Raw genomic sequence first — 12,077 nt, 5'->3', positions numbered from 1 at the left:
TCATGAGTCTCGCTTCTTTTTTTTAGTGAAGTACTTACAGAAGTATCACATGCCTACTAAGCATATACCTTTTCTTTACGGTTCTGTTTTTTTTGATTGTATATATTGTTTTTTTAACATAGATTTGCGATTTCAAACGAATGTTGCGTTTTCTGTAATAGTAATTTTTATTTAGATGAAGAAGGTTCGTGGTGTAATCACTGTTTTATTGTTATGCTTGAGTGCGGAGTTTTCGTGGGGGCAGGATGCCTCCGGCGTTGCTTATTTTTTGCCAAATCTGCCCCAACGGGTGCGTTTGAATCCGGCTTATCAACCGGAGTATAAAGTGTGGGTGGGATTGCCGGTGTTGAGCGGTGTGTCGGTGAATTATATGAATTCGTCTTTTAAGGTGGATGATTTGTTGCAGAAGGGGAGGAATGATTCGGTGTATGTGGATATGGACCGGATGTATAAGTCGTTGCGTAAGCATAATTTGATTCATTTTGACAGTGAGCTGTCTCTCCTGACGGTGGGCGTGAAGGTGAAGAACTGGTATGCGACGCTGGATGTGACGGAGAAGAATGATTTTGTTTTCCGCGCGAATAAGGATTTGTTTACTTTTCTGAAGGACGGGAATACGCCTTATTTGGGAAAACGGATGGATATCGGTGATCTGGGACTGGAGCTGAATGCGTATGAGGAGTTTGCTTTGGGTGTGTCAAGGAAGCTGAACAGTAAGTGGACGGTAGGTGCCCGTGCGAAGTTTTTGTTGGGTATAGCGAATGCCCGTATGACTGATTCTAAAATCAGTCTCCAGACGGAGGAGAATGGTAGTAGTATGATGATACGTTCCAAGCAGGATATCCGCGTTTCGGCTCCGCTGACGTTTGAGAATGTTACGTACGGGGAGCCTGTAGAGTGGGATGATTTGAGTGCGGATGTGGATGATTTTTCAACGTCGATGGTTTTGAATACGAAGAATCCGGGTTTTGCGCTGGATTTGGGTGCGGAGTATGAGTTGAGCGATAAGCTGAAGCTTTATGCGAGCGTGGTGGATTTGGGTTTTATCCGTTGGGGTGCGAAGAATTACCGCTTTACGCAGAATACGGAGTTTGACTGGAAGGGCGGGGATGTGTCGAATAGTATTAAGAAGGATGACAAGTCGATTGATGAGGTGTTTGATGATTTGCTCGACAGTCTGAAGAATGATTTCCGGCTGACGGCATCGGAGGGCGGTTATATGACAATGTTGCGTAGCAAGATGTATTTGGGGGCTACGTACCAGGTGGCGAAGATGGTGTCGGTGGGTGGTCTGGCGGAGCTTACGATGCTGAATAAGAAATTTTATCCTTCACTGACGGCGTCGGCGGATGTGCGTTTGCACCGGAATGTGACTGTGGCCGTGGCTTATACGGCGATGCCGGGCAATTATGTGAATGTGGGGGCGGGGCTGACGGCGAAGCTGGGACCGGTTCAATTGTATGCTTCTACGGATAATGTGCTGGGGGCAAATTATACACATACGCAGTCGCTGAATGCGCGCTTCGGTATAAACCTGCTGTTCGGTCACCGGGATAAGGGTAAGAAGGAGGAATCGGTAAAGACGGAGCCCGTGGTGGTGAAGAAAGAGCCGGAAGCGAAGAAGGATACGGTTAAACCGGCGCCTGTGGTTAAGCCGGAACAGGTGGAGGAGAAGGAGGATACGGTTGTCCCGCCTGCAGAGCCGGAGCGGGTAGTTGTCAGCCCGGTGAAGGAGGAGATGATGATTGAGCGTCGGGGCGTGGAGGAGATGCCTTACCAGGTGATTGTGGGTAGTTTTAAGAATCGTGCTGCTGCGGTGGATTTAAAGAATAAGATGATACGTTTGGGATTCCGTGAGACGTGGGTCTTCCAAAATGAGGAGGGACTGTTTCGGGTGAGCTGCGGAGGCTTTGAGACGCATGACGAGGCATGGGACGAGGTGTTCCGTATTCGTCGTAGGTATCCAAAACTGAAAGATGTGTGGGGGTTGAAGGTGTATTGATATTTTCGTGATAATCCCTATTTATGGGGATTTCAATCGTGATGCGGATGTTCTATTTTTGTTCTTGATATAGATACGTTCAGTTTTAGATTTTAATGAAAGACCATTTTTTAAGATTATCCGATGTTCCAACCGGACAGGATTGTGTGATTGTCAAGGTGCATGGGCACGGCAGTTTTCGTAATCGGATTATGGAGATGGGTTTTGTGAAAGGGGAGAGTGTGCGGGTTATCAAGAATGCGCCGTTGCGCGATCCGATTGAGTATGAGGTAATGGACAGCCATGTTTCTTTGAGGAGGAGCGAGGCGAATTTGATAGAAGTGATGGAGTTGGCGGGGGAGGATGCGGAGCGTGTGAGGGTGAGCGGTTATAACGGAACGTTTCAGGATGAGACTGCGGAGGAACGGTTGCGGGCGAAGACGAATATGATTGAGGTGGCGTTGGTGGGAAATCCGAATTGCGGGAAGACTTCTTTTTTTAACCGGGCAACAGGATTGCGGGAGCATGTGGGGAATTATAGCGGAGTGACGGTGGATGCGAAGGAAGCGGATATACGGCATAAGGGTTATACGATTCATTTGATTGATTTACCGGGGACGTATTCGATTACGGAGTATACGCCGGAGGAGTTGTTTGTGCGTAGTTATATTACGGACAGGCATCCGGATATTGTGCTGAATGTAGTGGATGCTTCGAGTTTGGAGCGGAATTTGTTTCTTACGACGCAGTTGATTGATATGAATATCCGGGTGGTGATGGCGTTGAATATGTTTGATGAATTGGAGAAGGAGGGTGCCAGACTGGATTATGATTATTTGGGGCAGTTGCTGGGATTTCCGATTGTTCCGACAATAGCTTCGCAGGGAGAGGGAATTGATGCGGTGCTGGATAAGATTATTGATGTTTTTGAAGATAGGAAGGATGCTTCCCGTCATATTCATATTAATTACGGAGCGGAGATTGAGGAGGCGATAGACCGGGTGAAAGCGACGATTGTGCCTAATAAGGAAGTGACGGACAGGTTTGCTCCCCGTTATTTGGCAATAAAGGTTTTGGAGCAGGACCCGATTACGCAGGATGTTTTGAAGGGGGTGGAGAATTTCGGGGAGATTGAGGAGACGGCGCAGCGTTGTGTGCAGCGGTTGGAAAGGGAATATAAGGAGGATACGCGGACGATTATTACAAATGAAAAGTATGGTTTTATTCGCGGGGCATTGAAAGAGACGTATACGGAGGGGGGAAAGGATAAACGCCAATTGACGAATGCGATTGATACGGTTTTGACTCATCATTGGTTTGGTTTTCCGGTGCTGTTGTTGTTTATGTGGGTGATGTTTCAGGCGACTTTTTCTTTGGGCAGTTATCCGATGGAGTGGATTGAAGAGGGGGTCAAGATGTTGGGTAGTTGGGTAACAGAGGTAATGGCTCCCGGTCCTTTGACGGATTTGATTGTGGATGGTGTGATTGCGGGAGTGGGAGGCGTAATTGTGTTTTTGCCGAATATTTTGATATTGTTTTTCTTTATTTCTTTGATGGAGGATACGGGATATATGGCGCGGGCGGCTTTTATTATGGATAAGCTGATGCATAAGATTGGTTTGCACGGTAAGTCGTTTATCCCTTTGTTAATAGGTTTCGGGTGTAATGTACCGGCAATTATGGCTACGCGGACCTTGGAAAATAGGCGGGAGCGATTGCTGACGATGCTTATTACACCTTTTATGTCATGCAGTGCCCGGTTGCCGGTGTATATTCTTTTGGTATCGGCCTTTTTCCCGGTGAATCAAGGGATGGTGTTATTGTCAATATATATTATAGGGGTCGGTTTGGCTGTATTGACTGCTTTATTATTGAAGAAGTTGTTGTTTCATCAGGCTTCGGATCCTTTTGTAATGGAGTTGCCTCCGTACAGAATGCCGACGATGCGGAATACGTTGTTGCATATGTGGAATAAGGCAGGCCAGTATTTGAAGAAGATGGGGACGATTATTCTGGTCGCTTCGGTTTTGATTTGGGCATTGGGGTATTATCCTTATCATCCGGAGTATGGGAAACAGAGTCCGGAGCGAATGGAACAGTCGTATATCGGGCGAGTGGGGAAGGCGATAGAGCCGTTTATACATCCTTTGGGATTTGATTGGAAAATGGGAGTGAGTATTGTTACGGGTGTGGCGGCGAAAGAGATTGTGGTGAGCTCGATGGGGATTCTTTATCATGTGCCGGATGCGGAGGAAGATGTGCAGGTATTGGCGATGAATCTGCAACATCAGCGGGATGCTGCGGGTAATCGGGTGTTTACTCCGTTGGTGGCTTATTGTTTTATGTTGTTTATTCTGATTTATTTTCCTTGTATGGCGGTGATTGCTGCAATACGGAAAGAGGCGGGCGGACGCTGGGCGCTTTTTACAATTGTGTATACGACGTTGCTGGCGTGGGTAGTGGCTTTTTGCGTGTATCAGATAGGAATGTTGTTTTGAAGGAATGCAGGAAATCGTAGTATATATTGTTCTTATTTTTTGTTTGTTCTTCGCCGTGCGTTTTTTCTGGCGGCGTTGGAACAGGAATAACAAATGTGAGGATTGCCCGTTGAAGAAGGTATGTCTTAAAAATCGAGTTTCAGCGTGATGTCTTCGGCATCCTTTTTTCTTTTCAGCCGTTCTTTTTCTCCTCTTCGGAATACGTATATGAGGCCGTATTCTTCACACATGTATCTTTTTTCTTCTTCGTCTTTTACTCCGGCAAAGTAGGTCTCGACATCGTTCCAGATGTTTACGATGAGGTTGTCGGCTTCATCTCTGAATTGAGCGACTTCTGAACTGAAGCGGGCGGAGTTGGCTTGAAGCCGTTTTTGGAATTCGTAGCCTTGCTTGAAGTTTTCATAATTAACCCGCACGAGGGCTATAGCGGGACTGTATATAGGGTTGCCTCCGCGATTGTTGATGCGTTCTTGCTCTCCGTTAATGATTTTTTCACCCCAGACGATTAGTTCCTGTTCCGTAAGTAAAGAAGGTACTTTGGAGTCATCTTCGTCCAATCCGTAGAATGCACGTGCTTGGGGTTTTAATTCCCCGCGAGCGATTGTGAAATTGAGTACTTGGATGAAGTGGGAAATATAGAGCCGGGCTTTTTTGGTTAGCTCGGAAAATTTCTGACTATTTTCTATTTGTTTGCTTCTGGCAGCTTTTGAATTGGTTATGGCTGTTTCAAATTTTGATAGGAATATGTCTATTTTCTGTTTTAAGGGAAACGAGTATGCCAGGGTGTTTATATCATCCAATTTTTCTCCTTTTCGCAAAGCTGCTTTGAGTGCTCTTATTCGTGCTGCATCCGTATTGGGTAATCTTCTGTAAGGCATGTGTCGTATAATCTTATAAATGACACTGCGAAGATAATAAAAACAAACGAAATTTTCTGTATTCGTACAATATTTATTAATTACGGATGTGTTTATAATTATTATAACTATTTAGAATGCGATGCACGTAGTCGTATGTCTGTTGTCCATTGCAATATCCGTTGCGGGATAAGGAATCCTTGTAGAATTCAGGATCGGATTTATATCGGATGTAAAAATCGACGTTGTTGTCCCAGATATAAGGATTTTTGCCGTATTTCTCAGCAAGCCGCATTGCGTCGATGATATGACCGGCTCCGGCGTTGTAGGAGGCTAAGGTGAATTTTAGTTTTTCTTCCGGTTCGATAGGGTATTCCGAGAATATGTTATCCAGGTATTTCAAGTATTGTATGCCGGTGTAGATATTACTGTCCGGAGAGAAATAGTCGAATACTTTGAACATGCTGGCGGTTTCCGGAATGATTTGCATTAGGCCGTAGGCTCCGACATGTGATTCGGCTTCGGGGTCGAATTTCGATTCATTGTAGACAAGTGCAGCCAAGAGTCGCCAATCCCAGTTAAGAAGTTTGGCGGCCTCTTTCAGTTGTTTGTCGAAAGGTGATAGGTCGCCTTTTTTTACCAAGGTGTACTTGGATTTATGGGAGGGGTGTTGATTGTGGTAGTTGAAATAACGGTTGTATAACATGTTTAGGCGTCCGTTTTTTTTGTATAGGTCTAGCCAAGTGTTTATTTCTTTCGCTAAGTCGGTAGAATGCGTAGGGATAGCCCAAGAGATGGCGATGCCTTCCTGAAGGTTGAGGGAGTAGTCTAAATGGGGCATGGAAGGCGAGTGTGCTTGAGCGATGTTTTGGTCGGTGATGGTGTAGTCGATTTCTCCGGTTTCGACTAAGTTTAGTAGTTCATCTGATGAGTAGCGGGATATTTCTGAAATGTTGAATTGGATTTTTAAAGAGTCCTGAATATGGTGCAGTAGTTTTTTATAAGGACTTCCTTTTTTTATAAAAATAGTTTTCCCGTTGAGTTCTTCAATATGATGTATAAGATTTTTCCGATTATTTTGTACTAAGACCTCCCCCGTTTTGAAGAAGGGGTGGGAGAATTGGATTTTTTCTTCTCTTTCCGGAGTGACGGTCATGCTGACGGCTATTAGGTCGTATTGTTCTTTCTGAAGTCGATGAATGGCGCTATCCAAGTTGTTGTTTACATCGATGACACGTAACCTGACACCTAAATAGTCTGCAAAATCCCGGGCGAGCTCGTAATGAAATCCTCGAGTAATACCTTTGTAGACGTAGTAGTCGGTGGTGGAGTAGAAAGTAGAAATATCCAAGAAGCCTTTGGAGAGGATTTTTTCGACGTGGGATGTCGGGGGATAGATAAACTCTGTTTTTTTAGTCTCCGTTTTTTTACAGGCGGTGCAAAGTAAGAGTGTGCAATATGCTATAAGAATGAACTTCATGCGGAGAGGATACATTTAGTCGAAAAAGTTCCATTTTAGTCCGAACTTGAACATGGCGGGGTTAATGGGGTAGTCCAAGGCACTGAAATAATTCCCATTGGTAACGTAATAGTTGAGATGTTCGTATTTTAAGAAAAGGGTCGCCCGTTTAATACGGAAGTCTAAGAATATATCAAATTTGGGGTATCCTCCGGTTTTTTCTGTGCGTTGGCTGTAGAATTGCATGGTAGAGGGGGCATAGTTGTCCGCATAGAATTTGGTATTGTAAAAGAGATCAAAACCGATAATGAATTTCAATACTTTTTTGAAGAATGCATTCTCGTAATAGTTATGCGAATATAACGAAATCGTAGGGAGGGATAATATATCTTTGTGGGTGTTTTGCTGAAAGTATACGGTTTGGTCAAAATGAAAATGTCCGGCCTTGAACTTTTGGTTGGCCCAAGCAGTCAGAATAATTAAAGCTTTGGAAGTTTGCTGGGGCATGGCTGCCGTGTCAAAATAGACATAATTGATGATATTGTTCCAATTGAGTCCAACTTCAGTTTGAAATTTTTCATTGACATAACGGCCTTCAAGGCCTAGGGTTTTAATATTGTCAAAATTTGTTTCCCAAATATTGTGGTTACCGATGTAACGGGAAAAGAACGGATTAACAGTTTGCGATTCAATAAGCGCATCTGCTCTGATATAACTCGTTTTAGCTTTGTTGAAATATTGTTTTATAAATCCTTGTATTTCAAAATCACCGATATAGTGACCGATGAGGCATAGTTTTACGTTTGCATCAAAGTTGAATAATGCACTGTCATTAACATTGAAAATACCTCCGGTCAGCCAGGTGCCGCTGTGTTTGTCCTTGCCTTGGGCGTGAGTGGAATCCAAGCCTGTCCGTCCGGTATAATCCAAATGTTTGAATGAAAGACCGGCGTATATGCCTGGCAAGTATTTGTATTTGGGGTGTTCGTTTACGACTAATCTTGCGTTGAAGTTATAGACATGATTCCCTTGTAAGTCAGTGTGAGAGACACTGTCTAAAAAGGTATTGTGAAAGAAATCAAAGTTAATGCTTGCTTCTTTAAAACGATGTATATTATCTTCGATAGTCGCAGAGAATAAGGCTTTTGCCGGGTAAGACTGGATAGTGTCGTTGCCTTGTACCGTTTCTTTCTTATTGCCGATGTTGTATTGCAGCAGTGTGTAGAAATTAAAATTACGGTAAATGTTTCTTACGTTAGATAGATTTACCGGGACATTTTCGGCATTAATGGTAGTGTCTCGGATGAATTTTTTGTCTAACACACCTCCATTTTCATCAAAATTTCCATTGTTTTGGTTTAGAAATAAATTGATAAGCCATCTCTCCTTTTCATAAGAGGAAAAGATAGAAAAATTATAGGCTTTGGATTTTTGATTCATGTATCTCCCGTCTCCGGAAATGAGATTGTAGCGAAAACCTGCATTCCAAAAGGGTGTGATATTTTGTGTATGCCATACGTCCAGAAATGATTCATTTTTTCCTTTGCCACCCCCGGAATAATAATTTAATTGGGTGAAAGGAGTTGTCGTGTTGAAATTAACGGCATCTACAGGCTTAAAGAGATAAGCCCGAACGTTATTAAGAATATGGAAATCTTCTTGTGGAGGCCTTTTGATGAATATATCTGATTCATAGGGAGCCGGAAAGTTGGCAAGATAAGTATTGGCAATACTTTGTTGAAATATATAATTGTAATTATGAATTTTATCGAAAGTGGTATCTAAAGGAATATCCATTTTATATACTCCGTCATTCATCCATTTCCATGTCCGATGTTGGTGAGGAATATCCGAAGTAGATTGCTGGCGCGATGAATCGGTGGCAGACTGGGGATTGGCGCCGTTACCGCGAATGGGGTTACCTTTTCGGTGTATGGGACTTGATTGTGTAAATGCTATGAAAGGCAGGCAACAAAAAATGAATATGTATAATAATTTTTTCATCGTGGCAAATATACGTAAACTTTTAAAACTCTCATAAATTACTTACTTTTGTCCGAAATTTAATATACGAAAACATGGATACGAATCATCACAACACGGAAACGGAAGGCGAAGCGAAGTCGTTGAATTTTATTGAACAGATTATAGAAGGAGAGTTGGCAGAAGGGAAGAATGGAAAACGGGTACACACCCGCTTCCCGCCGGAACCTAATGGATATCTTCATATAGGGCATGCAACGTCTATTTGTCTGAATTTCGGTCTTGCGGAAAAGTATCACGGAAAATGTAATTTACGTTTTGATGATACAAATCCTGTGAAAGAAGATGTAGAGTATACGGATGCTATTCAAGAAGATATAAAATGGTTGGGATTTCAATGGGATGGAGAAGTGCGTTATGCATCCGATTATTTTCAACAGTTGTATGATTGGGCAGAACAAATGATACAGGAAGGCAAGGCTTATGTGGATGATCAATCTGCAGAGGAGATCAGTGCTGGGCGGAAGACAATCAATGAGCCGGGAGTGAACAGTCCTTTCAGGAATCGGAGTATTGAGGAGAATTTGGATTTGTTCCGGCGGATGAAAAATGGAGAATTTAAGGAAGGAACAAAGGTCTTGCGGGCTAAAATAGATATGGCTTCTCCGAATATGTTGATGAGAGACCCGATAATGTACCGTATTATATATAGCAGTCATCACCGGACAGGAGATAAATGGTGTATTTATCCTATGTATGACTTTACTCATGGTCAGAGCGATTATTTGGAAGGAATTACGCATTCTATTTGTACGTTAGAATTTGAAATACATCGTCCTTTGTATAATTGGTTCTTGGATCAATTAACGACAACAGAATATCGCCCCCGCCAGATAGAATTTGCTCGTCGTAATTTGAACTATACCGTGATGAGTAAGCGTAGATTGCTGGAGTTAGTACAGAAGGGATATGTAGCAGGGTGGGATGATCCGCGAATGCCGACAATTTGCGGATTGCGTCGCAGGGGATATACACCCGAATCAATCCGTGCTTTTGCAGAGAAAGTGGGAGTTGCTCGTCGGGAGATTGTCGTAGATATGGCATTGTTGGAATATTGTGTAAGGGAACATCTTAACAAAACAGCGCCGCGGGTAATGGCTGTATTGGATCCTGTAAAAGTTGTATTGGATAACTATCCGGATCGGACCGAGATGGTGGAAATTGAGAATAATCCGGAAGATGAAACAGCCGGAATCAGAAAAGTGCCCTTCTCCCGGGAATTATATATCGAAAGAGAGGATTTTATGGAAGACGCACCAAAGAAGTTCTTCCGACTAACATTGGGAAGCGAAGTACGCTTGAAAGGTGCTTATATTATAAAATGTGAAAGTGTAGAGAAAGATGCGCAAGGAAATATAGTGTTGATACATTGTACTTGTGATATGGATAGTCGTAGTGGAAGCGGAACAGAAGCCAGTAACCGAAAAGTGAAAGGTACACTCCATTGGGTATCTGCAACGGAAGCAATTGAAGCGGAAGTACGACTCTATGACCGATTGTTCAAAGACGAAGATCCTGCAGGACATAAGGATATTGATTTTAAAGAGTTTATTAATGAGGACTCATTGAAGATATTGAAAGGTTGTAAATTGGAACCAGGATTGAAAGAGGCAAAACCCGGAGAACGTTTTCAATTTCAGCGATTGGGTTATTTTTGTGTAGATCCCGATACTAAAGAGGGACAATTGATTTTTAATAAAACAGTTGGATTAAAAGATAATTGGGCGAAAGTCCAAAAAGCGTAAAATATGCATATGAATAATGTAAATAAGGAGATTCGCTCCTATATATTGATTGCCTTCGGAATGCTGATCTATGCAGTCGCTGCATTGGGTTTTTTGGTGCCTCATAAAATTGTGGGCGGAGGTGCGACCGGTATGAGTACGATTATTTACTATCTTTCTGGTAAAACAGTGCCGGTGGGTATAAGTTATTTTGTAATCAATGTAGTATTGGTCGGAATAGCTTTAAAGGTATTAGGACCTAAATTTGGAATAAAAACAGTATTTGCCATTGTTATAGGAAGTGCTTTTTTGAGCTTTTTACAGCCTCTGATTCCTGAAGCTTTTGTCAGTGACAAATTCATGAGCTCCATTATAGCAGGAATGCTTACAGGAATCGGGATAGCTATTGCCTTATCGGAGGGAGGAAGTACTGGAGGAACGGATATTGTGGCGATGATTGTTACGAAGTATAGGAATGCTAGTCCGGGAAAAATGATTATGTACAGCGATTGTGGAATCATAGCATGTAGCTTGTTTATTAATTTTAACCTGGAAGGACTGATGTATGGTTATGTTATGATGGGAGTTGTGTCATTTACTGTTGATTTTGTATTAACAGGAAAGAAGCAGTCGGCTCAATTATTTATTTTTACCGAGAAATATCAGGAAGTGGCGCAAAAGATTACGGAACAATTTGCACATGGCGTTACCGTAGTTGATTGTACCGGTTGGTATACCGGACAGGCAAAGAAAATGTTGATTATAGTTGTGCGTAAAAACGAAGCGATAGAGGTGCTGAGGATAGCTAAACGGGTTGATTCAAATGTTTTTATGACCATGAATACTGTTATGGGGGTATTTGGTAAAGGATTTGATGAAGTAAAAGGTATAAAAGCGTGATGGTACCATAGATTACATCATACATTTAAGCATACAAACAAATAGCAATAAAAACGAATAGAAAAAAGAGGTTGTTTGAGTATAAAAACTTGGACAACCTCTTTTATAATAGTATGTGTTTACAACCTGTTTATTGGAAGCATCCTTTATGGAGAGAAACTCTCTGGAACGAATCTTTTGCCGTTCTACGCTGTTCTAGAACGGAGGTAAAACGGAGATGATTCGGACTTGAAACGGCAAAAACCACTAAAAACGAAGGTAAAATTATTTTTATTTTGGGGTGGGCCCCTTATAGAATATTTCTCATTTATATGCATTTTGATTTCTTTTTAAAAATTTTTGTAAAAACTTTTGTAGAAAATAATACTTGTTTTATCTTTGCACCCACTTTCCGATTCGCGGAAAAAGTTCTTGTAAAAAGATTAAAAAAGTAAGGCAAAAATTTGGAGGGTAATAAAAGTTGATATATCTTTGCCGTCACTTTCGCTCATTTATGGGCGGGTTAATCAGGAAACGAGATTAAAGAGTTCTTAGAAAAATTGTAGTGACGAGACAGCAAGTGCGACCCTGATATTAGATGATATTTGGGACATATGACTGAGCACATGGAAAAAA

General features: G+C 42.2%; 7 protein-coding genes. 4 read left to right on the top strand and 3 right to left on the bottom strand.

The genetic code is table 11. The features are described from left to right. Positions 1-175: 175 nt before the first annotated feature. Both NFR61_RS10570 and feoB read left to right on the top strand, forming a co-directional pair. Complete coding sequence (locus NFR61_RS10570) at positions 176-2,002, top strand: DUF5723 family protein (RefSeq protein ID WP_251623882.1); 1,827 nt, start codon at positions 176-178, stop codon at positions 2,000-2,002. 95 nt (positions 2,003-2,097) lie between these two features. Continuing rightward, a complete protein-coding gene (feoB, locus tag NFR61_RS10565) occupies positions 2,098-4,479 on the top strand; it encodes a ferrous iron transport protein B (RefSeq protein WP_251623880.1) in 2,382 nt (793 codons plus the stop codon). Between the two features lie 125 nt (positions 4,480-4,604). On the opposite strand, the gene NFR61_RS10560 is transcribed toward feoB, so the two are convergent. From NFR61_RS10560 to NFR61_RS10550, 3 genes are all read right to left on the bottom strand, one after another. After that, positions 4,605-5,357, bottom strand: coding sequence for a hypothetical protein (locus NFR61_RS10560; protein ID WP_251623878.1), 753 nt, complete (start codon positions 5,355-5,357; stop codon positions 4,605-4,607). A 76-nt stretch (positions 5,358-5,433) separates the two neighbouring features. Further along, on the bottom strand, positions 5,434-6,816 hold the full coding sequence (locus NFR61_RS10555; RefSeq protein WP_251623870.1) for an MltF family protein: 1,383 nt from the start codon (positions 6,814-6,816) through the stop codon (positions 5,434-5,436). Positions 6,817-6,831: 15 nt separating this feature from the next. Continuing rightward, the gene (locus tag NFR61_RS10550; RefSeq protein WP_251623868.1) at positions 6,832-8,799 is read right to left on the bottom strand and encodes a putative porin; all 1,968 of its coding nucleotides are present in this window, start codon (positions 8,797-8,799) and stop codon (positions 6,832-6,834) included. A 74-nt stretch (positions 8,800-8,873) separates the two neighbouring features. Between NFR61_RS10550 and NFR61_RS10545 the strand changes: the two genes are divergently transcribed. After that, positions 8,874-10,583, top strand: coding sequence for a glutamine--tRNA ligase/YqeY domain fusion protein (locus NFR61_RS10545; RefSeq protein ID WP_251623866.1), 1,710 nt, complete (start codon positions 8,874-8,876; stop codon positions 10,581-10,583). A 9-nt stretch (positions 10,584-10,592) separates the two neighbouring features. Continuing rightward, positions 10,593-11,462 (top strand): YitT family protein, encoded by an 870-nt coding sequence (locus tag NFR61_RS10540; protein WP_251623864.1) that lies wholly within the window; start codon positions 10,593-10,595, stop codon positions 11,460-11,462. Positions 11,463-12,077 lie beyond the last annotated feature (615 nt).

It is taken from the genome of Odoribacter lunatus (genome assembly GCF_943193135.1).
GTDB classification, from domain to species: domain Bacteria; phylum Bacteroidota; class Bacteroidia; order Bacteroidales; family Marinifilaceae; genus Culturomica; species Culturomica lunata.
This window is presented reverse-complemented; position numbering and strand designations above follow the sequence as displayed.